The organism is Roseomonas aerilata DSM 19363, assembly GCF_000711725.1.
Classification (GTDB): domain Bacteria; phylum Pseudomonadota; class Alphaproteobacteria; order Acetobacterales; family Acetobacteraceae; genus Roseomonas; species Roseomonas aerilata.
Genome location: NZ_JONP01000001.1, coordinates 339,596 through 364,452, shown reverse-complemented (window position 1 = coordinate 364,452; position 24,857 = coordinate 339,596). Strand labels below are relative to the sequence as shown.

General features: G+C 70.3%; 26 protein-coding genes. 9 read left to right on the top strand and 17 right to left on the bottom strand.

Translation table 11 applies throughout. The features are described from left to right. Positions 1–26: 26 nt before the first annotated feature. On the top strand, positions 27–1,565 hold the full coding sequence (locus tag BO39_RS01740; protein WP_043829330.1) for an FAD-dependent monooxygenase: 1,539 nt from the start codon (positions 27–29) through the stop codon (positions 1,563–1,565). Positions 1,566–1,723: 158 nt separating this feature from the next. Here BO39_RS01740 and BO39_RS01735 read toward each other — a convergent pair whose 3' ends face one another. Genes BO39_RS01735 through BO39_RS01720 form a run of 4 tightly spaced genes read right to left on the bottom strand, consistent with a single transcriptional unit; the run spans position 1,724 to position 5,204 of the window. Continuing rightward, a complete protein-coding gene (locus BO39_RS01735) occupies positions 1,724–2,737 on the bottom strand; it encodes a TRAP transporter substrate-binding protein (protein WP_052401301.1) in 1,014 nt (337 codons plus the stop codon). Positions 2,738–2,766: 29 nt separating this feature from the next. Further along, on the bottom strand, positions 2,767–4,035 hold the full coding sequence (locus BO39_RS01730; protein WP_043829328.1) for a TRAP transporter large permease: 1,269 nt from the start codon (positions 4,033–4,035) through the stop codon (positions 2,767–2,769). Next, positions 4,032–4,544, bottom strand: a complete 513-nt coding sequence (locus tag BO39_RS29550; RefSeq protein WP_156963372.1) for a TRAP transporter small permease — start codon at positions 4,542–4,544, stop codon at positions 4,032–4,034. The genes BO39_RS01730 and BO39_RS29550 overlap by 4 nt, the downstream gene beginning before the upstream one ends. Before the next feature lie 3 nt (positions 4,545–4,547). Beyond that, positions 4,548–5,204: a FadR/GntR family transcriptional regulator gene (locus BO39_RS01720; RefSeq protein WP_043829326.1), complete on the bottom strand. Its 657-nt coding sequence runs from the start codon at positions 5,202–5,204 to the stop codon at positions 4,548–4,550. Between the two features lie 103 nt (positions 5,205–5,307). On the opposite strand from BO39_RS01720, the gene BO39_RS01715 reads away from it, so the two are divergent. The 6 genes from BO39_RS01715 to BO39_RS01690 all read left to right on the top strand — a co-directional run bounded on the left by BO39_RS01715 (position 5,308) and on the right by BO39_RS01690 (position 11,263). After that, positions 5,308–6,915 carry a GMC family oxidoreductase gene (locus tag BO39_RS01715; protein WP_043829324.1) on the top strand — a complete coding sequence of 536 codons (1,608 nt, stop codon included), beginning with the start codon at positions 5,308–5,310 and terminating at the stop codon, positions 6,913–6,915. A gap of 80 nt (positions 6,916–6,995) precedes the next feature. Then, the gene (locus BO39_RS01710; RefSeq protein WP_052401299.1) at positions 6,996–8,147 is read left to right on the top strand and encodes a cupin domain-containing protein; all 1,152 of its coding nucleotides are present in this window, start codon (positions 6,996–6,998) and stop codon (positions 8,145–8,147) included. Next, entirely contained in the window at positions 8,140–9,285 is a 1,146-nt protein-coding gene (locus BO39_RS01705; RefSeq protein ID WP_043829323.1) for an LVIVD repeat-containing protein, read from the top strand. Before BO39_RS01710 ends, BO39_RS01705 begins: the two co-directional genes overlap by 8 nt. Positions 9,286–9,298: 13 nt before the next feature. After that, the gene (locus BO39_RS01700) at positions 9,299–9,685 is read left to right on the top strand and encodes a RidA family protein (protein WP_052401298.1); all 387 of its coding nucleotides are present in this window, start codon (positions 9,299–9,301) and stop codon (positions 9,683–9,685) included. A gap of 10 nt (positions 9,686–9,695) precedes the next feature. Continuing rightward, positions 9,696–10,298 (top strand): glutathione S-transferase family protein, encoded by a 603-nt coding sequence (locus tag BO39_RS01695; RefSeq protein WP_043829322.1) that lies wholly within the window; start codon positions 9,696–9,698, stop codon positions 10,296–10,298. Continuing rightward, positions 10,295–11,263: a Bug family tripartite tricarboxylate transporter substrate binding protein gene (locus BO39_RS01690; protein ID WP_052401297.1), complete on the top strand. Its 969-nt coding sequence runs from the start codon at positions 10,295–10,297 to the stop codon at positions 11,261–11,263. The genes BO39_RS01695 and BO39_RS01690 overlap by 4 nt, the downstream gene beginning before the upstream one ends. Before the next feature lie 19 nt (positions 11,264–11,282). Here the strand turns inward: BO39_RS01690 and BO39_RS01685 are convergent, their stop codons facing one another. From BO39_RS01685 to BO39_RS01650, 8 genes are read right to left on the bottom strand one after another with little or no spacing between them, the layout of a single operon-like run. Continuing rightward, a complete protein-coding gene (locus BO39_RS01685) occupies positions 11,283–11,654 on the bottom strand; it encodes a HesB/IscA family protein (RefSeq protein WP_043829320.1) in 372 nt (123 codons plus the stop codon). Positions 11,655–11,667: 13 nt separating this feature from the next. Next, complete coding sequence (locus BO39_RS01680) at positions 11,668–12,042, bottom strand: SUF system Fe-S cluster assembly protein (RefSeq protein WP_043829318.1); 375 nt, start codon at positions 12,040–12,042, stop codon at positions 11,668–11,670. Beyond that, entirely contained in the window at positions 12,035–12,496 is a 462-nt protein-coding gene (gene sufU / locus BO39_RS01675; RefSeq protein WP_043829315.1) for a Fe-S cluster assembly sulfur transfer protein SufU, read from the bottom strand. Before sufU ends, BO39_RS01680 begins: the two co-directional genes overlap by 8 nt. Beyond that, complete coding sequence (locus BO39_RS01670; protein WP_043829313.1) at positions 12,496–13,737, bottom strand: aminotransferase class V-fold PLP-dependent enzyme; 1,242 nt, start codon at positions 13,735–13,737, stop codon at positions 12,496–12,498. The genes sufU and BO39_RS01670 overlap by 1 nt, the downstream gene beginning before the upstream one ends. Further along, the gene (gene sufD / locus BO39_RS01665; protein ID WP_043829311.1) at positions 13,737–15,026 is read right to left on the bottom strand and encodes a Fe-S cluster assembly protein SufD; all 1,290 of its coding nucleotides are present in this window, start codon (positions 15,024–15,026) and stop codon (positions 13,737–13,739) included. The genes BO39_RS01670 and sufD overlap by 1 nt, the downstream gene beginning before the upstream one ends. Then, positions 15,023–15,772 carry a Fe-S cluster assembly ATPase SufC gene (gene sufC / locus BO39_RS01660; RefSeq protein ID WP_043829309.1) on the bottom strand — a complete coding sequence of 250 codons (750 nt, stop codon included), beginning with the start codon at positions 15,770–15,772 and terminating at the stop codon, positions 15,023–15,025. The genes sufD and sufC overlap by 4 nt, the downstream gene beginning before the upstream one ends. A gap of 2 nt (positions 15,773–15,774) precedes the next feature. Further along, positions 15,775–17,274, bottom strand: coding sequence for a Fe-S cluster assembly protein SufB (sufB, locus tag BO39_RS01655; RefSeq protein ID WP_043829307.1), 1,500 nt, complete (start codon positions 17,272–17,274; stop codon positions 15,775–15,777). A 10-nt stretch (positions 17,275–17,284) separates the two neighbouring features. Continuing rightward, complete coding sequence (locus tag BO39_RS01650) at positions 17,285–17,770, bottom strand: SUF system Fe-S cluster assembly regulator (protein ID WP_043829304.1); 486 nt, start codon at positions 17,768–17,770, stop codon at positions 17,285–17,287. Between the two features lie 210 nt (positions 17,771–17,980). Here BO39_RS01650 and BO39_RS01645 point away from each other — a divergent pair, with 210 nt between their 5' ends. Beyond that, the gene (locus BO39_RS01645; protein WP_245614891.1) at positions 17,981–18,658 is read left to right on the top strand and encodes an NUDIX hydrolase; all 678 of its coding nucleotides are present in this window, start codon (positions 17,981–17,983) and stop codon (positions 18,656–18,658) included. A gap of 21 nt (positions 18,659–18,679) precedes the next feature. On the opposite strand, the gene BO39_RS01640 is transcribed toward BO39_RS01645, so the two are convergent. The 5 genes from BO39_RS01640 to BO39_RS01620 are packed head-to-tail and all read right to left on the bottom strand — an operon-like array spanning position 18,680 to position 23,928. After that, positions 18,680–19,576 (bottom strand): MBL fold metallo-hydrolase, encoded by an 897-nt coding sequence (locus BO39_RS01640; RefSeq protein ID WP_043829302.1) that lies wholly within the window; start codon positions 19,574–19,576, stop codon positions 18,680–18,682. Further along, positions 19,566–20,468 (bottom strand): DMT family transporter, encoded by a 903-nt coding sequence (locus BO39_RS01635; RefSeq protein WP_156963370.1) that lies wholly within the window; start codon positions 20,466–20,468, stop codon positions 19,566–19,568. Before BO39_RS01635 ends, BO39_RS01640 begins: the two co-directional genes overlap by 11 nt. Continuing rightward, positions 20,468–21,403 (bottom strand): DMT family transporter, encoded by a 936-nt coding sequence (locus BO39_RS01630; protein ID WP_245614889.1) that lies wholly within the window; start codon positions 21,401–21,403, stop codon positions 20,468–20,470. Before BO39_RS01630 ends, BO39_RS01635 begins: the two co-directional genes overlap by 1 nt. Further along, positions 21,390–22,223 (bottom strand): HTD2 family dehydratase, encoded by an 834-nt coding sequence (locus BO39_RS01625; protein WP_043829300.1) that lies wholly within the window; start codon positions 22,221–22,223, stop codon positions 21,390–21,392. The genes BO39_RS01630 and BO39_RS01625 overlap by 14 nt, the downstream gene beginning before the upstream one ends. 46 nt (positions 22,224–22,269) lie before the next feature. Next, the gene (locus tag BO39_RS01620) at positions 22,270–23,928 is read right to left on the bottom strand and encodes a hypothetical protein (RefSeq protein ID WP_245614887.1); all 1,659 of its coding nucleotides are present in this window, start codon (positions 23,926–23,928) and stop codon (positions 22,270–22,272) included. A gap of 200 nt (positions 23,929–24,128) precedes the next feature. On the opposite strand from BO39_RS01620, the gene BO39_RS01615 reads away from it, so the two are divergent. Further along, the gene (locus tag BO39_RS01615) at positions 24,129–24,854 is read left to right on the top strand and encodes a class I SAM-dependent methyltransferase (RefSeq protein ID WP_043829298.1); all 726 of its coding nucleotides are present in this window, start codon (positions 24,129–24,131) and stop codon (positions 24,852–24,854) included. The last annotated feature ends 3 nt before the right edge of the window (positions 24,855–24,857 follow it).

The following is a 24,857-nucleotide window of genomic DNA, read 5'->3' as shown; positions in this document are numbered from 1 at the left end:
GCTTGGCGCAAAGCGGGAGAGCCGCCATGCCCCATCCCCCCGTGCTCATCGTCGGCGCCGGGCCCACCGGCCTCAACATGGCGCTGCGCCTTGCGCAGCACGGCGTGCCCTTCCGCCTCATCGACCAGCACGAGGGCCCGGCCCAGGAATCGCGCGCCCTCGCGGTCCATGCCCGCACGCTCGAATTCTACCGACAGCTCGGCCTCGCCGAGGCGCTCGTCGCCGCCGGCACCGAAGTGGAGGGCATCCGCCTGCACGAGGGCGGGCAGGAGCGCGCCCATATCGACATCAAGGGCATCGGGCGCGGCCTCAGCCCCTATCCCTTCATCCTCGACCTCCCCCAGGACGAGCACGAGCACCTCCTCGTGGCCTGGCTGCGCGAGCGCGGCGTGGAGGTGGAGCGCGCCACCTCCCTCCTCTCCTTCAGGCAGGACGGGACGGGCGTGGAGGCCTCCATTGCCGCTCCCGGGGGACGTGCGGAAACCGCCCGCTTCGACTACCTCCTCGGCTGCGACGGCGCCCGCAGCAAGGTACGGGAGGGCATCGGCACGGGCTTCGACGGCGGCACCTACCAGCACCTCTACTATGTCGCGGATGTGCGGCTTGAGAGCCCGGACCGGGGCAAGGACTTCCATCTCGCCACCGGCCCCGAGACCTTCGCGCTGCGCCTGCCTGCCCGGAAGGGCGACATGGAACGCCTGATCGGCTTCGTGCCTGACGGCATCGAGCAGCCGACCTTCGAGACGGTTCGCGGCAGCGCGGAACACCTGCTGGGCGTGAAGGTGGCCGAGGTGAACTGGTTCTCGACCTATCGCGTGCACCACCGCGTGGCGAGCAGCTTCCGCAGGGGACGCGCCTTCCTGCTGGGCGACGCCGGGCACCTGCACAGCCCCGTCGGCGGCCAGGGCATGAACACGGGCATCGGCGACGCGGTGAACCTCTCCTGGAAGCTTGCGGAGGTGCTCCAGGGCCGCGCCCCGCCCGCGCTGCTCGACACCTACGAGCCCGAGCGCATCGCCTTCGCGCGAGAGCTCGTCGCGACGACGGACCGGATGTTCAGGGCCGTCGTCGCGGAGGGCTTCGCGGGGTCGCTCTTCCGCACCACCGCGATGCCGATGCTCCTGCCCGCCGCCGCGCATTTCGCCGCGGGCCGGAGGGCCCTCTTCCGCTTCGCGTCGCAGATCCGCATCCACTACCCGGACAGCGCCTTCTCCGAGGGGCGGGCGGGCGGCATCGCCGGCGGCGACCGCCTGCCCTGGGCCGATGGCCCTGACAACTTCGCGCCGCTCACCAGCCTGGACTGGCACGTCCAGGTGCATGGCGAAGCGGACGCGGCCCTGGGCGCTGAGTTGGAAGAACTAGCGCTACCCCTCCACCGCTTCGATTGGAGCGGCGGCGCGGAACGGGCGGGCTTCGCGCGCGGGGCGGCCTATCTCGTCCGCCCGGACGGGCATGTCGCGCTCGCGTTGGAGCGCGGCGCCACGGGGCGGCTGCGCGCCTATGCCGGAAGGCACGGCCTCCGCTTCGGCCCCTCCCCCGGCGCGCCGCGCTCGGCGCAAGCCTGAGCGACGGAGCCGTCAGTTACCCCCAACGGCAGCGCCGGCGCAGAACAGACCCGCCGCAGGCTCGTCCGCGCTGCGGAGACCCGGCGAAGATCGGCGGGGGAGAAAAGCCCGGCCCGGATGGGCTCGGCATCGCAGCCATCGCACAAGGGCGCCTGTCCTCAGGCCAGGCGTTCGGCCGCGCGGCGCAGCGCCTCATACTCCGCCTTCACAGGCGCCGAGGTGCCGAGGATGCCCTCCCCGAGTACGGAAAGCTCGCGCATCATCCGCTCCTGCTCCTCGGCGGGCAGCCGCACGATCTCGCCCCCGCCCGCCGTCCACGCCTTGTTCGCCTCGTCGATCGCGCCCGTCGTCCAGGCGAAGATATCGCGATCCACCCGCGCGCCCTCCTCCGCCATGGCTGTCCGCACATCGGCAGGAAGCCGGTCGTACCAGCGCTTGTTCACGAGGAAGACCGAGATGACGATCGCCGGGTGGATCTCGGTCACCGTCTTCGCGACATCGTAGTAACGCAGCGCCGAGAGCACGGGAATGCCCGCGAGCAGCCCGTCGATCGCCCCCGACTGGAGCGCCGGCATCACCTCGGAGAGCGCCATTGGCACCGGCGTCGCACCGAAATGCTCCATTGGCCGCGTCTGCAGCGGCGAGGCGAAGGTGCGGATCTTCTGCCCCCTTAAATCCGCGAGAGTCCTTATCGGCTTCCGCGAGAGCACGACGACGGGCGAGTTGTAGAAGATCCCGATCCCCTTCACACCCCGTCCTTCCAATAGCGCGAGGGAACGGGCGCGCGTCTCCGGGTCGGTGATCACGCGCTGAAGGTGCTCGGGCGAGCGGAAAAGCCCCGGCGCATCGAAGACCTGCATCCGCGGGTCCACGGGAACGACGAAGGAGGTCGGCGTGACAAAGGATTCGATCGTGCCGAGAAGCAGCCCTTCCACCATGCGCGGGATCGCGCCGAGCTGGCTCGCGGGGTAGATCTCGGCATTCACGCGATCACCCAGTCGCGCCTTCAGGGCTGCGTCGTAGCGCCGGAGCCATTCGTGCTGCACGTCGTTCACGGTCGCGCTCGCCATCTTCATGGCAGTTCCCTGCGCGCGGGCGGCCCTGGCCAAGGGCAGGGCCGCCAGGGCGCCAAGTCCCGTGCGGCCGAGGGCGCGGCGGGTGATGCAGGTCATGTCACGCCTCCTGTCGGTCTCGCCGGGGCCTACCCCCCGACGAGGATGAGCGAGATCGCGGGAACATAGGTCACGACCGCAAGAGCCGAGACTTGAACGGCGATGAAGGGCATCACGCCGCGGTAGAGATCACCGGTCGGCACGTTGAAAAGCGACTGCATGACAAAGAGGTTCAGCCCGAAGGGCGGCGTGAACATCCCGATGGAGAGGTTCACCGTCATGACAATCCCGAAATGCACGGGATCGATCCCCGCGTGCTTCACGATCGGCAGCAGCAACGGCGTGAGCACAAGGACCGCCGAGGTCGGGTCGATGAAGCAGCCGGCGATCAGCAGCACGATGTTGATCACCAGCAGCACCTGCCAGGGCGATAGATCCATCGCAGCGATCCAGGCAACGAGGCGCGCCGGCGTGCCCGACGTCGTGAGCATCCAGGCAAAGACGCCCGCCGCCGCCACGATCACCATGATCTGCGCCGTCAGCACCATGGCGTCCGCCGCCAGGCGCAGCAGGGCGCGGGGCCCGATGTCGCGGTACACAAGCGCCGAGACAAGTGCCGCGTAGACGCAGGCGATCCCCGCCGCTTCCGTCGGCGAGAAGACGCCGCCATAGATGCCCACGAAGACGATCGTTGGCATGCCGAGTGCCCAGAGCGCCCTTACCAGGGCCGCGCCGATCCCGGCGAGACTGAAGGGCGAGGTTCCGCCCACCCGCGCGATCGCCGCATGGGCCATGATGAACAGCGCCATGAATCCTGCCAGCAGCAGGCCCGGCAGCACCCCCGCCAGGAAGAGCTTCGGCACCGAGACCTCCGCCACCACGCCGTAGAGGATCATCGCGATGGAGGGCGGAATGACGACATCGATCCCGGCGGAGGCCGCGATCACCCCCGTGGCGAAGCGGCGCGAGTAACCAGCCTGCTGGAGCGGCACGTAGAGGATCCGCCCCACCGTCGCCGTGGCCGCTGCGGAAGACCCGCAAATGGCGCCAACGATGGTAGAGGTCCCCACCGTCGCCAGGGCAAGCGATCCCGGCAGCCGCCCCACCACCGCGACAACGAGCGCCACGATCCGGCGGGCGATCACGCCGCTCGTCATCAGCTCGCCCGCGAAGAGGAAGAAGGGGATCGAGAGAAGCGCGAAGGAATCGACACCGCCGAACATCGCCTGGTGCAGCACCGTCGGCGGCACGTCGGAGACGAAGACCGCGTAGGCCGTTGCCGCCGCGAGGAGCACGAGGAAGACCGGGAAGCCCGCGCCCAGCATCGCCAGCGGAAGGGCGACGAGGGCCGCCGTCATGCGCGCCGCCCGAACAGCCGCAGCAGGGCGGCAAGAGCCATCAGGCCGAAACCCACGGGAATGGCAGCATGCACCCAGGCCATTGGCAGGCCCGCGGCCATGCTGGTCAGGCCGATCGTCCCGATCACATCGAGATACTCGAGCGACTGCAACGCGATGAAACCGAGGATCACCACCAGCGCGAGCGCCCCTACGGCCTCGGCCGCGCGGCGCGCGCGCTCCGGCAACAGCCCCACGAAAAGGTCCATGGTCAAGTGCGTGCCGCGAAGCGTGACGACCGCCGCACCGAGGAAGACCCCCCACACCATCGCGAAGGTCATGATCTCGTCCGCCGCCGGCACGGGCATGGAGAAGATGTAGCGCCCGGCTACATTGGCGACGTTCAGCCCGACGATGAACAGCATCAGCACGCCGAGAAGCCCGACGAGGCCCTGCTCCACGATCAGCACGGCCCGCGGCAGCCGCACCTCCCCAGGGGCCTCGACGAGGGGGGAAGGTGTAGCGTCCACCGCTCAGGCCGCCGTCAGGCCGGGCGAGAGGCGCTCGACCACCCGCCGCTGCACCGCCAGCATATGGGTCCGCATCGCGCTCTCCGCCGCATCGGGGTCGCGCGCCGCGATGGCCCGGGCCACCGCCTGGTGCTCGGCGTCGCGCTGGCGAAGCGCATTCGGGCAAGCAGCGGTGCGGCCGGCGATCGCCACCCGCACGTCGCGTCCCACCCGCCTGACGAGGGCGTAGAGCTCCGCCGCCAGCGCGTTGCGCGCCGCCGCCGCCACGGCAAGATGGAAGGCAAGATCGACTTTCCCCGCCCCCTCCCCGCTCGGCGTGGTCGCAGCCCGCAGCACGCGCGCGACCTCGACCGGTGAGGCGCGCACCGCCGCCAGCCGCGCCAGGCCCGGTTCGAGCAGAAGCCGAAGCTCCGTCACCTCCACCGGATTGGTCAGCGGTACCAGGTCGTCCGACCGCAGGCTCCCCCGCCGCCCCGGCCGCGCCGGCTCGATCTCGCCGGCATTGCGCAGCAACTCAAGCGCGCTGCGAAGCCGGTGGCGCTTTACCGCCAGCCTCTCGGCCAGCACGCGTTCCGCCGGGAGCGGCCCACCCGAGGCGACGATGGAGCGGATGGTCGCGACGAGCGCGCTGTCGGCCTCCGCCGGGTCCGAGCCCTTCATCCACGCCCCTTCATGCTTTCCACCCCAGGGTAACCATTGACGAGTTTGGTTGACAAGTGGTTGCGATGGATGATCCCGTTCAGCACCTCTCGGGAGCGGTCGGTTGGAGCAGGACTACGTCATCGTCGGCGCGGGCTCGGCAGGCTGCACCCTCGCGCGGCGCCTCTCGGAAGGCGGCGCCAGCGTCCTCCTGCTGGAGGCCGGCGGCTGGGACCGCGATCCCTGGATCCACATCCCTCTTGGCTGGGGTCGCATCCTCCAGCAGCGCAAGCACGACTGGGGCTACGACTGCGAGCCCGAGGAGTCCGTCGGCGGCCGTGCCGTCGAGTGCGCGCGCGGCAAGGTCGTCGGCGGATCCTCCTCCACCAACGCCATGGCCTATGTGCGCGGCAACCGCGCCGACTACGATGGCTGGGCCGCGCGCGGCCTGCCCGGATGGGACTACGCCTCCGTCCTCCCATACTTCCGCCGGCAGGAAACCTGGTCGGGTGGTGCTGACACCTATCGCGGCGGCGAGGGCCCCCTTGGCACGAAGCCGTGCGGCTACGCCGACCCGCTGCTCGACGCCTTCGCCGCGGCTGGCCGCGACGCCGGCTTCGGCTGGACCGACGACTACAACGGCGCGCGGCAGGAGGGCTTCGGCACCCTGCAGATGACCATCCGCAACGGCCGCCGCTCCTCCGCCGCCACCGCCTATCTTCGGCCGGCGATGAAGAGCGGCCGGGCGCGCATCGTCGTGCGCGCCCACGCCACCGGCCTCTTTTTCGAGGGCGGGCGCTGCGTCGGCGTCACCTATCGCCAGGGCGGCGAAACCCGTACCGCCCGCGCGGGGCGGGAGGTGATCCTCTCGGGCGGCGCCATCAACTCGCCCCAGCTCTTGATGCTTTCCGGCCTCGGCGACCCGGAGACGCTGCGGCGCCTCGACATCCCGGTTCGCGTTCCACTGTCCGGCGTCGGCCGCAACCTCCGGGACCACGTCTCGGTCATGCTGCCCTATGCGCGCGGCGTCCCTGGCCCCTTCCCGCGGGCCATGCGCGCCGATCGCATCGGCCTCTCCGTCGCCCGAGCTTATCTTCGCGGCACCGGCATCGCGAGCGACGTGCCCGGGGGCATCACCGCCTTCCTACGCAGCAGCACGGCCGGCGCGGCGCCGGACCTGCAGTTCCTCCTCACCGCCGCGCCCTTCACCGCCCAGCCCTGGCTCCGCCGCCCCTTCCCGGACGGCTTCGGCTGCCGCGCGGTGCTCCTCCACCCCGAAAGTGAAGGCCAGATCGCGCTGTCTTCCGCCGACCCCTTCGCCCCACCGCGCATCCGACAGAACTTCCTCTCTACCGAGCGCGACCGCACTCGGCTGCGCGAAGGCCTTCGCATGATCCGCGAGACCATGGCGCAACCCTCCATGGCCCCCTTCCGCGCGCGGGAGGCCGTGCCCGGCGAGGGACGCGGCTCCGACGCCGACCTCGATGCCCATGTCCGCGCCACCGCGATCACCGTGCACCACCCGCTCGGGACCTGCGCCATGGGCACCGAGGAGCGCGCGGTGCTCGGCGGAGACCTGCGCGTGCGTGGCGTGGAGGGTCTGCGCGTGGTGGACGCCTCCGCCATTCCCGCGACTGTCTCCGGCAACATCAACGCCGCCGTCATCATGATCGCGGAGCGCGCCTCCGACCTCATCCTCGGCCGCCAGCCCGCCCCACGCGCCGCCCTCTGAGAATCTCGACCATTTCTCCTTGCCGGTTACCATTGGTCGGCCCTACGGTTGCATCACGGTCACCCCTTCGCGGAGGTCCCATGGACACGAACCTGCCCCCGGCCTCCTCGCAGGGGCCCGACGCCAACCGTGAGGCCGCGCTCCGCGGCCTCTACGAGGACCTCGCGCGGCATCACCTCTTTCCCTTTTGGGCGACCTCGAAGGACACGGACCACGACGAGATCCGCCAGCTCATGGCGACGCGGAAGGCGGTGCCGCACCTCTGGTCCTTCGCCGACGACATCGAGCCGATCCTCCGCCGCTCCGCCGAGCTTGTCTCCACCGCCGACAGCGACCGGCGCTCGCTCATCCTCGTGAATCCCGGCCTCGCCCCGCAGCGCGCCTCGGTTTCCACGATGTACACGGCCTACCGGCTGAACGACCCCAACGAGATCATGCCCCCCCACAAGCACACGCCGAGCGCCATCCGCTTCGGCCTGACGGGCAAGGGCAACTTCACGGGGGTGGAGGGCGAGGACATCGTCTTCGGCCCCGGCGACATGGTGCTGACCCCGATCGACACCTGGCACAACCACGGCACCGTCGGCGACGAGCCCGCGATCAACCTCTCCGTCCTCGACCTGCCGCTGGTCGAGACGCTCAACGCCGTCTCCTTCGACCACCACTATGTCGAGGACGAGGCGGTGGTGAAGAAGCAGTCCGCCCGCTTCCCGGACGACTACTCCCAGCGGATCTACGGCACGGGGGGCATGCAGCCGCGCTTCGTGAACCATGTGCGCGGCGCCGGCCACTCCTCGCCCATGTACGTCTACCGGTGGGAGGCGATGCAGGCCCTTCTCGACCGTCACGCCGATTGGGACGGCGACCCGCACGAGGCCATCATGGTGGAATACGTGGACCCCACCACGGGCGGGCCCGTGTTCAAGACCATCACCTTCTTCGCCCAGATGCTCCGCCCCGGCGAGCGCACCCTGCCGCTGCGCCAGACCGCCAGCCTTCTCGTCGCCCCCTTCCGGGGCGCGGGCCACTCCATCGTGGATGGCAAGCGGCTCGACTGGCGCGAGTTCGACACCATGGCGGTGCCTGGCGGCTGCTGGTGCGAGCACGTGAACGGCTCCGCGACCGAGCCCGCCATCCTCTTCGTCGCCAGCGACGAGCCCGCGCAGAAAGCCTTCTCCCTCTACCGGAAGTGGGGCCGCGCAGCCAACGGCGAGGTATCGCGGCTTGCCTGAAAGCGTTCTCTCCGGCAGCCGGAACGTCTCGCTCCTCTCCCATCTCGACCTGCCCGGCGGCGGGCAGGTCTGGGTGGACGGGAACACCCTCTACGTCGCCCATATGCGCCCGCCGCACGGCACGACGGTCGTGGACATCGCGGACCCGCGGAACCCCCGCGTGCTCCACCACATCCCGATCCCCGCCGGCTGGCACTCGCACAAGGTGCGCGCGGCCAACGGGCTGATGCTCGTGAACCACGAGAAGTTCGGCCCCGGGAACGAGGAGTTCGGCGCCGGCATGATGATCTACGACGTTCGCGACCCCGCGAACCCGCGCGAGATCACGAAGGTCGCCATGTCCGGCAAGGGCGTGCACCGCTTCACCTTCGACGGCACCCTCGCCTATGTCTCGGCGACGGAGGCTGGTTATGTCGGTAACTTCCCCGCCATCCTTGACCTCTCCGATCCCGCCCGCCCGCGCGAGATCATGCGCTGGTGGGCGCCCGGTCAGCACGCCGCCGGCGGCGAGCGCGACGACATGCCCGAGGGCTGGCCGACGCCGCGCTGCCACCACCCGATGCGCCTCGGCGACCGCCTCTACGTCTCCTACTGGCACCACGGGATGTGGACGCTGGACATCTCCGACATGGCGAACCCGCGTCCTGTCGCCCACGTCAACACCTCCGCCGCCTTCCCGCACCCGACCCACACCTGCATGCCGGTGCCCGAGCCCGTGAAGGGTCGCCGCATCCTCATCGTGGCGGATGAGGACGTGGCGAAGCTCTACCCCGCCGCGCCCTCCTTCCTCTGGTTCTACGACATCACTGACGAGACGAACCCGACGGCGATCTCCACCTTCCAGGTGCCCGGCCTCGACCCCGACGGCGCGCCGCAGCCGGCGATGACCGGCTGCCACCAGCCCTCCGAGGTCTTCCGCGGCACGGTGCTGCCCTGCGCCTGGTTCGCCATGGGCCTGCGTATCGTGGACTTTTCCGACCCCTTCGCGCCCCAGGAAGTCGGCCACCACGTGCCCGCTCCCGCCCCGGGCGCCGACCGCGCCTCCTCCAACGACGTCACCATCGACGACCGCGGCCTCATCTACCTCGTGGACCGCGTGGCCGGGGTGCAGATCCTCGAATCCCCCCTCATCAGCTGAGAGGAACCGCCGAGTGCCGCGCGACGACGTCTACCCCATCGGGAAGAAGAATCCGAACCTGCCTTTCCACCCCGCCGTGCGCGCGGGCGACTTCGTCTTCGTCTCCGGCCAGGTCGCCAAGGACGCGGAGGGCAACATGATCTCCGGCACGATCGAGGAGGAGACGAAGTGGACCTGCCTCTCCATTGCGCGCGTGCTGGAGGCGGAAGGCCTGACGCTCGCCGACGTCGTGCGCGTGACGACCTACCTCGAGGATACGCGCGACTTCGGCCGCTATAACAAGGTCTTCGCCGAGCACTTCAAGGACGCGACCCTCGCGCGCACCACCGTGCAGGCGCGGGCTGTCATCAGCACGAAAATCGAGATGGACGCGATCGCCTACGCGCCGCGCGAGAAGTAAGGGGAACAGAATGCTGAAGCTGCTGGGACGCGCGACCTCCGGGAACGTGCAGAAGGTCCTCTTCCTCCTCGAGGAAACCGGCACGCCCTACGAGCGTGAGGACTACGGCCGCCAGTTCGGCAACACCGCCACCCCGCAATACAAGGCGATGAACCCGAACTCCAAGGTGCCGACCCTCGTGGACGGCGAGGTCGTGGTCTGGGAGTCCAACACCATCCTCCGCTACCTCGCGTCCAGCCACGCGCCGGAGATGCACGGCACCACGCCCGCGGAGCGCAGCGAAGTGGAGCGCTGGATGGACTGGCTCCTCGCCCAGCTCAACGCCCCCTATCTCGTCATGTTCCGCGAGGCCAAGAAGGCACGCGCCGAGCGCGCACCCGACTTCGCGGCGCAGCTCGGCGAGATCAACGGCCTGCTCTCGATCCTCGATGGGCAGCTCGCAACGGCCGAGTGGCTCGCGCTGGGCCGCATGACGCTGGCCGACATCGCGCTCGCGCCCATCGTCGCCCGCTGCCTCGACTTCCCGATCGAGCGCCCGCCGCTCCCCGCGCTGGAAGCCTGGCGCGCCCGCATCGCCGCCCGCCCGGCCTTCGCCAAGGCCACGGCGGGGTGACCCGCGCCCCGCGACGCGCCTTCCTCCTCGGCAGCCTCGCGGCGGGGGCGGCTGGCGCGGCGCGCGCGCAGCCCGATCCCTATCCCTCCCGCCCCATCCGCCTCGTCGTTCCCTTCGCGCCCGGCGGCGGCACCGATCTCATCGCCCGAATCCTCGCAGTCCGGCTGGGCGAGATCCTCGGCGGCAGCGTCGTCGTCGAGAACCGCGCCGGGGCGTCGGGCGCCATCGGCACCGCCGCCGTCGCCCGCGCGCGTGGCGACGGCTACACGCTCCTCTTCACCTCGTCCCCGGCCATCGTCGTGCTTCCCGCACTGCAGCCGCCCCCGCCCTACGACCCGGAACGGGACCTCACGCCTATCGCGACCATCGCGCGGCAGGCAATCCTCTTCGTCGTTCCCGCCGCCTCGCCCTACCGCCGGCTGGAAGACCTCGTCGCCGCGGCCCGGTCGAGTGCGCTTCCCTACGGCACCCCGGGCGCGGGCACCGACCCGCATCTCGCGGGCCTCGCCCTCGCGGATGCCGCCAAGGTCATGCTCACCCATGTGCCCTATCGCGGGGGCGGTCCCGCCCTGAACGGGCTCCTGACCGGCGAGGTCGCCTTCCTTCCGGCCCTCACCGGCGTCGCGAGGCCGCTGCTGGAGGACGGCCGCGCCCGGGCGCTCGCAACGACCAACCCGCAACGCCACGCGGACCTGCCGGACGTCCCCACGACCGAAGAACTTGGTTACCCCTCGGTGGACCTCGTTCCATGGTGGGGCCTCTTCGCCCCGCCCAATCTGGACGCACCGGCCGCCCAGCGCCTTGCCACCGCGGCCGCGGAGACCGGCCGAGACCCTGCCTGGTCAGCCCGCCTGGAAGCGCTCTCGGTCGAGCCCGTCACCTTCGACGCGGCCCGCACCGCCGGGGAAATCGCGCGCCAGATCGCCTCCTGGCACACCCGCCTCGCCGGGCGCTCGATCGACTGAGCCCCGGCGCCACCTCCTCTCAGACGTGGAAGCTCTCCCCGCAACCGCAGCGGCCCTTCTCGTTCGGGTTGGTGAAGGTGAAGCCAGCGGACATGGCCTTCTTCTCGTAATCCATTACCGTCCCGATCAGGAACAAGGTCGCCTTGCGGTCCACGAGCACCGTCACGCCCTTGTCCGTCACGGTCTCGTCGCCGGGCCCGGCGGCATCCACCCAGTCGATCTGATAGGACATGCCCGAGCAGCCCTTGGTGGAGACCGCCACGCGCAGCAGCTTCCCGCCCTGGGCCTTCGCGTAGAGCGAGCGCAGCCGCTCCGCCGCCGCATCCGACAGCGACATCAGCGGCGGCAGCGCGCGGCGCGGCCGCGGGGCGTCAGTGGTGGTCGTGCTCATTTCCAGCCCCCTGTCAGTACATGTTCAACGCGAGCTTCGCGTCCTCGCTCATGCGGGACGGATCCCAGGGCGGATCCCAGACGATCTCGACCGCCACGGAGGAAACGTTCGGGACCACCTTCACCGCCTGCTCCACCATCCCCGGCAATTCCTGCGCCGAGGGACAGGAGGGCGTGGTGAGCGTCATCTCGATCCGCACCGCGCCCTCGTCCGTGATCTCCACGGCATAGACGAGACCGAGCTCATAGATGTCGACGGGAATCTCCGGGTCGAAAACGGTCTTGATCGCGTCCAGCACCGCGACCTCGCTCACCCGCGTCGGCGGGATCGGCCCGTCCGGCGACCAGGCCTCGTGCGTGCCGCCCTGCGCGGTGATCGGTTCACTCACTCGAAGCCTCCTTCCCGCCGGAAAGGGCGGTGTTGAGGGTGTGCCAGGCCAGCGTCGCGCACTTCACGCGGCTGGGAAACTCATGGACGCCCGACAGCGCCTGCAGGCGGTCCATCTCGTCCTCCAGCGCCCCGCCGCAATCCGGGCAGGTGCCGGTTATCGCCATCTCGCGGAAGCGCGCCGCCATGCCGCGCGCCTCGTCCGGCGTCTTGCCCTTGACCGTCTCGGTCATCAGCGAGGCGCTCGCCATCGAGATCGCGCAGCCCTTCCCCTGGAAGGCCACATCGGCGATGCGATCCCCCTCCATGTCGAGGAACAGCTCCATCCGATCGCCGCACATCGGGTTGTCCCCGCGGGCCGAAAGGTCGGGCCCGTCCAGCCGCCGGAAATTCCGCGGCTTGCGCCCGTGGTCGAGGATGACCTCCTGGTAGAGGTCCCGCAGGTCGTCGAACATCAGGTGAAGAACCTCCGCGCAGAGTTCAACGCCTCCGCCAGGAAATCGACCTCCTCATGCGTCGTGTACATGCCGAAGGACGCACGGCAGGTGCTGTCATGCCCGATCCGCACGTGCAGCGGCTCCGCGCAGTGCCGCCCCGCGCGCACCGCGATCCCCACGCGGTCGAGCAACGTGGAAAGGTCGTGCGCGTGCGCGTTGCCCAGCGCGAAGGAGAACACCCCGCCCCGGTCCTGCGCCCGCCCGATGACCGTGAGGTCTTCGATCGCCGAGAGCTTCGCCATCGCATGATCCACCAACGAGCGCTCATGCGCCTCGATGGCCTCCATGCCGATGCTTGTGACGTAGTCGATCGCCGCGTGCAGCCCAACCGCCTCAACGATCGCCGGCGTACCCGCCTCGAACTTCGCCGGCACCGGGGCAGGCTTGAAACCTTCCCGGGTCACCTCGGAGATCATGTCGCCGCCGCCCATGAAGGGCGGCATCTCGTCGAGCAGCGACATCCGCCCCCAGAGCACGCCAATTCCCGTCGGACCGTAGAGCTTGTGCCCCGTGAAGACGTAGAAATCCGCTTCCAGTGCCCGCACGTCCACGCGCCGGTGAACCACCGCCTGCGACCCGTCGAACAGCACCTTCGCACCGTGCGCATGCGCCAGCGCCGCGATCCGCGCGGCCGGCGTCACCGTGCCCAGCACGTTGGACATATGCGTGACCGCGACCAGCCCGACCTTCCCGTCAGTGATCTTCGCCTCAAGGTCCGCCATGTCCAGCTCGCCGGAATCGAGCACGTTACAGATCCGCAGCTCAATCCCATGCGCCTGGGAGAGCATCTGCCAGGGCACGAAGTTCGCGTGGTGCTCCATCTCGGAAACCACGACCGCCTGCCCAGGCCGCATCACCCCGCGCCCATAGGAATGCGCGACAAGGTTGATCGCGGCGGTGCTGTTCGCGGTGAAGATCACCTCCCGCGCATCGCCGGCGTTCAGGAAGCGCGCCACCGCCTCGCGCGCCGCCTCGTAGGCCGCTGTCGATGCCTCGCTCAGGTGATAGGCCCCGCGATGCACATTCGCGTAGGAGGTCTCCATCATCCGCAGCATCGCATCCAGCACCACGCGCGGCTTCTGCGCGGAGGCACCGGAGTCAAGGAACACCAGCGGCTTGCCATGAACCTTGGTGGACAGGATCGGGAAATCCTGCCGCACCCGCTGCACGTCGAGCGCCGGGCGAAGAGTGCCGTCCATCACGCAGCCTTCCCATGCTGGTCCCACCAGCCTGCCACCGCCTCTTCCAGCGCCTCGCGCGCGGGCTCGTCCTCCACCACCTCGACCGCTTCCTGCAGGAAGGCGCGCACGAGCATGGAGCGGGCCGTATCCGCGGGGATGCCGCGGGCGCGGAGATAGAACAGGCTGTCGGCGTCCAGCGCCCCGGCTGTCGCGCCGTGGCTGCACTTCACGTCGTCGGCGTAGATCTCAAGCTGCGGCTTGCTGTCGATCTCCGCCTCCTCCGACAGCAGCAGCGCCTGGTTCATCTGGTAGCCATCGGTCTTCTGCGCCTCGCGCCTCACCAGGATCTTGCCCTGGAACACGCCGCGCGAACGCCCCGCCAGCACCGTCTTCACCGTCTGGCGGGAGGCGCAGTTCGGCGCCGTGTGGTCGAGCGCCGTAGTCGTGTCCGCCAGCTGCCCATCCGCCACAAGCTGCGCCCCATTCAGGTGCGCCGCCGCTCGCGGCCCGAGCAGCGCCAGATGCGTCTCGCTCCGGCTGATCCGCCCACCCGCGTTCAGGACGAAGCCGTCATAGGTTCCGCCCTCCTCCACGCGCACGCCGAGATGCGCGAGGTGATAGGCATTCGCCGCCTCCCGCTGCACGCGCACATGGGTGAGCTTCGCGTCCTGCGCCACTTCGATCTCGAACACCGGGTTGTGCAGGTGCCGCGCGCCGTTACTCGAGATTGCCGTCTCGAGTAGCACCAGCCGCGCCCCGCGCCCGAGCCGCACGAGATGGCGCGGATGCACCGTGCTCGCCGTCTCGCCAGAGGCAACCGAGAGCAGCTCCAGCCGCCCCGCGTCCACGCCTTCCGGCACCTCCAGCACCAGCCCGTCCTCGAACAGCAGCGTGTTCAGCGTGACCATCGGCTGGGAGGCAGAAGCAACCGTGTTCAGCCGTCCCGCCACCGTCGCGATCACCTCGGCCAGCGAAGCCGCGACCAGTCCATCGAGAGAGGAAAGGTCCTCCCGGAACCGCCCGTCCACGAAGACCGCGCGCCGCTCCGCCCGCGCCGCCGGAAGCGGCACGGCGCGGTCCACCGCCGTCAGCGCCTCGCGGAACTCCGCGCGCAGCATCGGGGAGAGATCGGTGTAGCGCCACGCCTCTACACGACGGTTCGGCAGCCCGCCCGCGCGCAGCGTTTCCGCCGCGGCGTCGCGCAGCGCGCGCACCGTCGGGATGGACGCGCCCGGCAGCCGCTCCGCCAGCCCGTCGTAACGGTGCAGGAAGGCCGCCGCGTTGCCCTGCGGGGAATCGATGTTCATGCGGCCTCGTCCAGCACGCCCGCGTAGCCCTCGGCTTCGAGGCGATGCGCCAGTTCCGGCCCGCCGGAGGTCACGATGCGGCCATCGGCCAGCACGTGCACCCGGTCAGGCACGATATGGTTCAGAAGCCGCTGGTAATGCGTGATCACCAGGGCCGAGAAACCGGGCCCACGAAGCGCGTTCACGCCGTCGGCCACGATCCGCAGCGCGTCGATGTCGAGGCCGCTGTCGGTCTCGTCCATGATCGCGATCTTCGGCTGCAGCAGCGCCATCTGCAGAACCTCGTTCCGCTTCTTCTCGCCGCCGGAGAAGCCAACATTCACGCCGCGCTTGAGCATGTCCTCGGGCATGGACAGCTCCTTCATGCGCGCGCGCGCCAGCTTGAGGAACTGCATCGCGTCCACTTCCGCCTCGCCGCGCGTGCGGCGAATGGCGTTCAGCGCCGTGCGGAGGAAGTTGGCGTTGCCGACGCCCGGCAACTCCACCGGGTACTGGAAGGCAAGGAACAGCCCGGCAGCGGCCCGTTCCTCCGGTTCCATCCCCAGCAGGTCCTGGCCGTTCAGCGTCACGGAGCCGCCCGTGATCTCGTAGCCCTCGCGCCCCGCGAGCGCGTAGGAAAGCGTGGACTTGCCGGCGCCGTTCGGCCCCATGATGGCGTGCACCTCGCCATCCGGCACCTCCAGCGTGATCCCCTTGAGGATCTCCTTGCCCTCGATCTCGGCAGTAAGGTTCTCGATGCGCAGCATGACTAGCCGACGCTCCCTTCCAGGCTGATCTGAAGCAGCTTCTGCGCTTCGACCGCGAATTCCATCGGCAGTTCCTTGAGCACCTCGCGGCAGAAGCCGTTCACGATCAGGCCCACAGCGTCCTCCTGCGACAGCCCGCGCTGCCGGCAGTAGAAGAGCTGGTCCTCCGCGATGCGGGACGTCGTCGCCTCGTGTTCGGTCTTCGCGGTCATGCAGCGGTTCTCGATATAGGGAACCGTGTGCGCGCCGCAGAGATCGCCGATCAGCAGGCTGTCGCACTGCGTGAAGTTCCGCGCGTTCGTCGCCTTCGGGCTGATCCGCACGAGGCCGCGATAGGTGTTCTGGCCCTTACCGGCGGAGATCCCCTTCGAGACGATCGTGCTGCGCGTGTTCTTGCCCAGGTGGATCATCTTCGTGCCGGTATCGGCCTGCTGATGATTGTTGGTGATGGCGACGGAGTAGAACTCACCCACCGACTCCTCGCCCTGCAGGATGCAGGACGGGTACTTCCAGGTAATGGCCGAGCCCGTCTCAACCTGCGTCCAGGAAACCTTGCTCCGCTTGCCGCGGCAGGCCGCCCGCTTCGTGACGAAGTTGTAGATGCCGCCCACCCCATTCTCGTCGCCGGGGTACCAGTTCTGCACCGTGCTGTACTTGATGGAGGCGTCGTCGAGCGCCACCAGCTCCACCACCGCCGCGTGCAGCTGGTTCTCGTCGCGCTGCGGCGCCGTGCAGCCCTCGAGGTAGGAGACGGTCGAGCCCTCGTCCGCGATGATCAGCGTCCGCTCGAACTGCCCCGTGCTCTTCGCATTGATGCGGAAATAGGTGGACAGCTCCATCGGGCAGCGCACGCCCTTGGGGATGTAGACGAAGCTGCCATCCGTGAAGACCGCGCTGTTCAGCGCCGCAAAGAAGTTGTCCGTGTGCGGCACGACGGAGCCGAGATAGCGCTTCACCAGCTCGGGGTGCTTATGCACGGCCTCCGAGATCGGGCAGAAGATGATCCCGTCCTTCTCCAGCCGCTCGCGATAAGTCGTCGCTACCGAGACGCTGTCGAACACCGCGTCGACGGCCACCGGCATGCGCCCGCCCTCGGCCGGCACCTGGCCCGCGCCCTCGACCCCCGCCAGGATCGCCTGCTCGCGCAGCGGAATGCCCAGCTTGGCATAGGTCTTCAGCAGCTCGGGATCGACCTCGTCGAGCGACTTCGGCCCGGCCTTCTCCTTCGGCGCCGCGTAGTAGAAGGCGTCCTGGTAGTCGATCGGCGGATAGGTCACGGAGGGCCAGCGCGGCTCCTCCATGCCCTTCCAGGCCTCGAAGGCGCGCAGGCGCCAGTCGAGCAGCCATTCCGGCTCGCCCTTCTTGGCGGAGATGAAGCGCACGATGCTTTCGTTCAGCCCCTTGGGGGCGAACTCCATCTCGATATCTGTCTCGAACCCCCACTTATAGGCGCCCTGCGTGGCGTCACGGACGGTATCGAGGGTCTCTTCGACGGCGGGCATTCTCTGTCCCTTACTCGGCGGCCAAAGGGGAGGGCCCCAGGGCCGGTCCAGTGGCAGGAGGAAAAACGGGCGCGTGGCGGTGCCGTTCGTTGCAGCTCGGCCGCGCGAGGTCGGCGATGGTCACGGCGGAGAGCGCGGCGCGCACCGCCTCGTTCACGGGATCCCAGCGGCCGCGCACGGGGCAATGTCCCTCCGCCTCGCAGCCGCCCACGGCCCCGTCCACGCAGGCTGTCAACGCGATCGGCCCATCCATGGCAACGATCACGTCCGAGAGCGGGATGGCCGAGATCGGCTTGGCCAACCGGTGCCCGCCCCGCGCGCCCCGCTGGGCCTCGACCAGGGAGGCCTGCGAGAGCATCCGGAGCACCTTCGCGACCGTCGGCTCGGCAATGCCGGTGGCCGAGGCGAGCGCCGGTGCGGTGTGCAGCCCATCTTCCTGCCCCAGCCGGGCGAGAAGGACGACCGCGTAATCCGCCAATTTGGAAAGACGCAACACGGTGGGCGATCCCAACCACTGGATGGATACCCGACCCCTGCGGTCCGGTATGGGCAGGAAATGCGTCTGCCCCCCGTTCCTGTCAAGGCGCCACCCCCCCGGCGGCACCCGAAAACAACCACTTGCGAGGCGTTCGCGGTTGCCCGCCCCCGCTTCCCCCGCCCACCGCCCCGCCCTAGAACCGCGCCGGCCCATCGAAGAGGACGCGCCTTGCCCGAACCCATGCGTCCTACCGATTTCACCGCGACCGGCGAGGCCCGGCCTGAAAGGGTGGCGCGCCCGCGGGATGCTGCCACGCTCCTTCTATGGCGGCAGGGCGCGAGCGGCCTCGAGGTTCTGATGGGCGTCCGCAGCGTGAAACACCGCTTCATGCCCAACCGCTTGGTCTTCCCCGGCGGGCGGGTGGACCGGGAGGATCGCAGCGCCCCCGCCGCCTCGGAACTCCACCCCCAGACCCGCCGCGCACTCGAGCACCGCGCCGCACCGCGCCTCGCCCGCGCCATCGCCATCGCCGCCGTGCGGGAGCTGCACGAGGAGACCGGCCTTCTCCTCGGCACCCTCGAGGCCGGGCGCCTGCACGCGGAACTCGCGCCCCTGCGCTATCTCTGCCGCGCCCTCACCCCCGCCATGAGCCCGGTGCGCTTCAACGCCCGCTTCCTCATGGCCCCGGCCGAGACCGCGACCGGCACCTTCGGCGGCAGCGGAGAACTCGAACATCTCGCCTACTACCCCGTCGCAGAAACCCCGCCCCACGACCTCGCCCCCATCACCGCCCGGGTCCTCGCCGAGTTCCGCGACCTCATGGCCCTGCCGGAACCGGAGCGCGAAACCCGCCCCCTCGTCTGGTACCAGGGCCGCGATACCCGGCGGCTTGAGAGAATGGGATAGCCGGCGACCGACCAGCACGCCTCAGACCCGCCGGAACAGCTCCCCCTCCCGCACCGCCAGGCCCTCCTCCGCCAGCTTCACCAGATGCGCCAGCAGGCTCCGCGCGGCGGCAGGCATCAGCCGCTGCTCCAGCGCCGGCCCATAGACGGCCGGTACCAGCGCCGCCGCCGTCGTGGCGCCGCCGGCCGCCCGCAGCGCCTCCAGCACCCTCGCCTCCCTCTCCCGCCGATGGGCGAGGAGCGCCGCGATGAAGGGGACGGGATCGTCATGCGCCGGCCCGTGCCCCGGCAGCAGCAGGCGGTCCTTCCGCTCCGCCACCCGCTCCAGCGAGCGCATGTAGTCCGCCATGTTCCCGTCGGGCGGCGAGACGACGCTGGTGGACCAGGACATCACGTGGTCGGCGCTGAACAGCACTCCCTCGGGCGCCAGCGCCGGGTCCGCCTCCAGGGCGAAACAGAGGTGGTTCGCGCAATGGCCGGGCGTGTGCAGCGCCACGACGCGCCACCCGTCGCCCTCCACCGCCTCGCCATCCGCCAGCCGCCGCTCCGGCACGAAGGCGTGGTCCGCCCCTTCCCCACCCTCCTCCGGCGGGGTCATGTGCGGCCCGAAGCCCAGCGTCTCCGCGCCCGTGGCCGCCACCAGCGGCGCCACCCCCGGCGAGTGGTCCCGATGCGTGTGGGAGACGAGGATGCGCGTCACCCGCTCCCCGTCCACCGCCCGCAGGATGGCCGCCAGCTGCGCGTCATCCGCGGGCCCGGGGTCCAGCACCGTCACCTCCCTCCGGCCGAGGAGGTAGGTGTTCGTGCCGCGATAGGTGAAGGGCCCGGGATTGCCGCAGAGGATGCGCCGCACTCCCGGCGCCACCCACTCCACCTCTCCGGGTGCCAGGGAATCGTCGCGCCGGAACTCAGGACCCATGCTCTCCTCCGCGGGGCTTCCTGCCCCGGTACTCGCCGCGCAGCACGAGGAACCCCGCCCCCACGATCAGGGCGCTGCCGAGCAGCATCGCGGCCCCCGGCGCCTCGCCCCAGATCATCCAGCCCAGCAGCCCCGCCCAGAGCAACCCCGTGTAGGTATAAGGCCCGAGGGAGGAGACCTGCGCGCTCGCGAAGGCCTCGGTGTTCAGCACCTGCCCCACGCCGCCGATCACGCCCATCAGCACCAGCAGCGCAAGGTCCGCCCAGCCGGGCGTCGTCCAGAAGAAGGGCAGCGCGATCGCCGCCATCCCGGTCATCAGCAGCGCCTGCCAGAGCACGATGGTCGTGCTCGCCTCCGTCGCCGAGAGCTGGCGCACCAGCATGGTCGAGAGCGCCCCAAAGAACCCGCCGAGCGCCGCCACCGCATATCCAGCCAGCAACCCGGCCGCCGCGCCCTGCCCCAGCCCCTGCCCCGCTGCGACCACCAGCACGCCGAGGAATCCGATCAGCACCGCCGCCCAGCGCGCCGGCCCCGGCCGCTCCCCCAGCCAGGGAATGGCCAGCAGGATGATGAAAAGCGGCTGCGTGTAGTTCAGCGCCGTCTGGTCCGCGAGCGGCAGCATCGACAGCGCGAGGAAGGCGCAGCCCATCCCCGCCATACCGGAAAGCGCGCGCACCGCGTGCCCGCCCAGGCGCCGCGTCCGCAGCAAGGCCCCGGTACGCAGCCCCGCCACCAGCACGATCGGCAGGGAGAAGAGGTTGCGGAAGAACATCAGCTCCAGGAAAGCGTGCCGCGCGCTCAGCACCTTCACCACCGCGCCCATCAGCGCGAAGCAGGCGGTTGCGCCGAGCATCAGCAGCGCCCCGCGGCGCATGTCGTGTCGCAGCACCATCAGCCGCGTGCGAGGGCCGCCCTGGCCCGCGCCTCCCGCGCCCTGATCTGCGCCCGCCGCAAATTATAGAGCCCTGCAGCCACCACCACCGCGGCGCCAGCCACCGTGGCCCAGGATGGCACGTCCCCCCAGACGAGCACGCCCACGAAGGTGCCCATCACGAGCGTCGAGTACTCGAAGGGCGCCAGCACCCCGACCGGCGCCAGCGCGAAGGCCCGCGCGAAGAGGAAATGCGCCGAGCCGTTCCCGATACCGACGAAAAGGATCGCGATCCACCCGCTGAGCGAGGGCCAGCCGATCGCCGGGAACAAGGGAAGCACCGCGAGCCCGAAGGGGATATGCGCGACCATCAGCCAGAAGGCGATCGTCGCCGGCCGGTCCGTCAGCGCCAGCACCCGCGTCCAGATCCGCGTCACCGCCATGAAGACGACGCCGCCCAGCAGCACCGCCGCTTCCCAGCGCCAGAGGTCGCCGCCCGGCTGCGCCATCACCAGCACGCCCCCGAAGCCGACGAGGGTCGAGAGCCAGCGCCGCCATCCCACGCTCTCCCCCAGCAGCGGAATGGCCAGCACGGTCATCGCCAGCGGCGCCACGGCCGCGACGGCGTAGCTGTCCCCGAGCGGCATCCCCCGCGACCAGGCAAGATAGAAGGTCACGGTCACCGCGCAGTGCAGCAGGCTCCGTGCCGCCACCAGCCGCTTGTTCACGGCCCGCACCCGCAGCCCGCCCGCCAGCACCAGCACGGTCATCGCACCGAGCGCGCCGCGCACCATCATCGCGACGGCAACCCCGATCTCCGGCAGCACCCATTTCACGGCGGCGTCCGAGATCGTGACGATCCCGAACCCCGCCGCGATCAGGCCGATCCCCCGCAGCGCCTCCTCGGGCAGCCCTGCCGCGAAGCTGGCGGGCGCGGTCGCCTTATCGCCGGACAAGGACGGCCTCGGCCTCCTGACAGGTCGCGCCCGTCTCGTCCCGCGTCTCCAGCCGGACGACGCCCTCCGCCTCCAGCCGCCCGAGCAGCCGCAGTGGCCGCCCATCGAAGCAGGGCCTCTTCCCCCGGTAAGCGATGCGCCCCAGAGCGGCACCGGGCCCTGCCAGGTCCAGCGCGTGCCGCGCCAGCATCGTCGCCTGCAGCGGCCCGTGCACCACCAGTCCGGGATACCCCTCCTCCCCCGTTACATAGGGATGGTCGTAGTGGATGCGGTGCCCATTCCCCGTCAGCGCCGAGTAGCGGAACAGCATCACCGGGTCCGGCACCAGGGACGCCTCCAGCGCTCCCTCCCAGGCCGGGGCGGCCGGCGCCGCCTTCACCGCGGCGCCCTCCGCCCCGCGATAGACGATGTCTTGCTCCTCCTCGACCAGCACGCCCGCCGGCCCGTGCAGCACATGCCCGACCGTGACGAAGACCAGCCGCCCCGAGCCGCCCGACTTCTCCTTCACGGAAAGAATGGTGCTCACCCGCCGCACCGAGTCCCCCGTGCGCAGCGGTGCCCGGAAGCTCACGCGCCCGCCCGCCCACATCCGCCGCGGCAGGTCGTGCACCGGCGGCAGGAAGCCCCCGCGCCGGGGGTGCCCATCCGGCCCGATCTCCCCGGGCATCCGCCAGTCCTGGAACAGCATCCAGTGCCAGAGGGGGCCCCATTCGTCCCCCTCCAGCGGCCGCCCCAGCGTCGCCGCCAGCCCGACAGCCAGTCTCGGGTCGGCGCGGTCCTCCCGCACCTCCTCGCGGCCCACATACTCCTCGTACGCCATGCGCTTCCCCCCGCCCCTTATTGGGGCGCCCCAGTCCTCGCGGATGCTAGTCCTCGCGGACGTAGAGCTTGTAGCCCTCGATCTCGCCCTGCTGGTGGTAGCTCCGGAAAGCCTCCGCGAAGAGGGGGTGGCGGCTGAAATACTCGATGAAATCGAATTCCTTGCCGCACCAGGGTATGCCTACGTGCCGCGTGACCAGCACCGCCGAGGGCGGCGCCGAGGCGAAGTCCTCGGCCACGGTGCGGTAGACGAAGAACTCCGCCCGCGACATCTCCCAGGTCTCCCGGTATCGCTCGCCGCTCTCCGGGCAGCGCTGGTTCACGCCCTGCAGCAGCCAGAGGTTCATGAAGCGCAGCGTGGACTGGCTGTTGGAATAGTTTAGCGCCGGATAGATCGGCCAGATGTCGGGCGTCAGGATCAGCAGCCGCTCGTTCCAGGCATGCTCCTGCAGCCAGGCCGTCAGCCGCCCGCCCTTGTCGCTCTCGTAGCCGATCTCGCGAAAGGGCGCCTCGCCGCCCCGGACCATGCCAAGCATCAGCAACCCCGCCATCACGGCCGAAAGCGCGGGCGCCGAGAGCCGGGCCCGCGCCGGCGGCAGCGCCCCGTCCAGCCAGCGCGCGACGATCAGCCCCATCGAGAGCCCGGCCAGCATGAAGATCGGCGCCACGTGGTAGGTCCAGCCCTTGTGCTGCACCGCCGCCGAGACGAAGGCCCCCGCGGTCGCCGCCCAGAGCGCCAGCACCAGCGGCCCGAACCGCCCGAACACGCAGAGCGCCGAGACCAGGACCAGCAGAACCCCCGCCGCGCCCATGTTCGGGGTCAGCAGCACCCCGAAGGCCGACATGCCCCCGAGATCGACGTAGTAGTCCCAGACCAGCGGCACGACATGCCCGAAGAAGTCCGGGAAGAAGACCGGGATAGAGGCGAGATAGAGCACCCAGACCCCCGCCATGATCCAGGGCACCGGGTCGGCCAGCGAAACCCCGATCCGCCGCCAGCCTCGCCGCGTGACCACCGCCGCCTCCACCAGCAGCGGCACCGCCAGGAAATGTGGCTTCAGCGCGAAACCGAGCGCGGCGAGCACGGCCACACCGAGGAGCAGCCAGCCCCCGGTCGGCAAACCCTGCATCCGCCTCGAGGCCAGCAGCACGTAGGGGATGGCGACGGTCCCCATCAGCACCTCGCGCTGCCCGAAGTCATAGCCCGGCATCACCAGCGCCAGTGGAAGCAGGGCGGAGAGCACCGCTGCCTCCACTGGCCCCTCCGCCACCCCTTCCCGCAGCCGCCCGCTCAGCCACCAGACCAGCCCGCAGAACAACACGAGTTGCAGCAGCAGCGCCCGCGGCCCGTCCAACGGCGTGACAGAGGCCAGCCAGGCCGCCGGCAGGTTGAAGATGAAGATCAGCGGCGGATTGACGTCGATCAGCTCCGAATAGAGCCGCTGCCCGCCCAACCAGCGCATCGAAAAGTTCAGCACCGCCGCCACATCGTGGTTCAGCGGCGGGGAGAGCACCGTCAGCAGGAAAAGCAGCGCCGGCAGCAGCGCCACCAGCCGCCAGAGGCGCGCCGAGGCCCCCGGCCCTGCTAGCACCCCCTCACCCGATCCGAGACCGAGCGCCGCGCCCAGCCGCCCCGCGCCGCGCGGCGCATCGAGGGTCACCGCCGCCGGCTCGGCCGGAGAAGAGGGGGGAAGAGGTGCGTTCATGCCGGCCGGTTCGAGAGGGGATCCTGTTGGGACAGCGCGGCCGCAATCTTGCAGCCCCGTATCGAAGCCTTCTAGCCACAGATTGCGGCGGCCCCTGGGCGAGGCTGCCTTGTCCACGCCCCAAGCCGCTGCCACAAGCCCTTTCGTCACCCAGCCCGCCCGGCACGCCGCACCGGAAAGGCCCTCCCAGCAGGTCCCGAGTGGAAGACGCCGAATACGCCCTGATGGACGCCGCGGAGGACGGGATGTGGTGGTACCGCGCCGTCCACGCCCGCCTCCTCGAGACCCTCGCGGCCCGCCCGGGCATCGCCTCCCTGCCGCTGCTCGACGCCGGCTGCGGAACGGGCGGCTTTCTCCGCCGCCTGGCGGAAAGCTCCCCTCGCCCCGCCTTCGGCCTCGACTACAACCCACGCGCCGCCGCGCGGGCAGGCGCCAAGTCCGGCCAGCCCGTCACCGCGGGCACGGTGAACGACCTGCCCTTCCCCGACGCCTCCTTCGGCGCCGCCGTCTCGGTGGACGTGCTCTCCCATGCCGGCGCGGACCAGGAACGCGCGCTTGCGGAGCTGCACCGCGTGCTCGCCCCAGGCGCCACCCTCGTGCTCAACCTGCCGGCCTATGAGTGGATGTTCTCGGCCCACGACGTGCGGGTGCACAACGCCCGCCGCTACACCGCCCGCCGCGCCGCCGCCCTCCTGCGCGCCGCCGGCTTCGCCGACGTCACCACCCGCTACTGGAACGGCTTCCTGCTCCCGCTCATGATCCTCCAGCGCAAGGTCCTCGCGCGCGGCGACAACCACGCGAGCGACGTCGGCGACTTCCCGCCCTGGCTGGACCGCCTCCTGCACGGCGTCTGCGAGATCGAACGCCGCACCGCCCTTCCCCTCCCCGCCGGCGGCTCGGTGCTGCTGGCCGCGAACCGACCCTGAAGG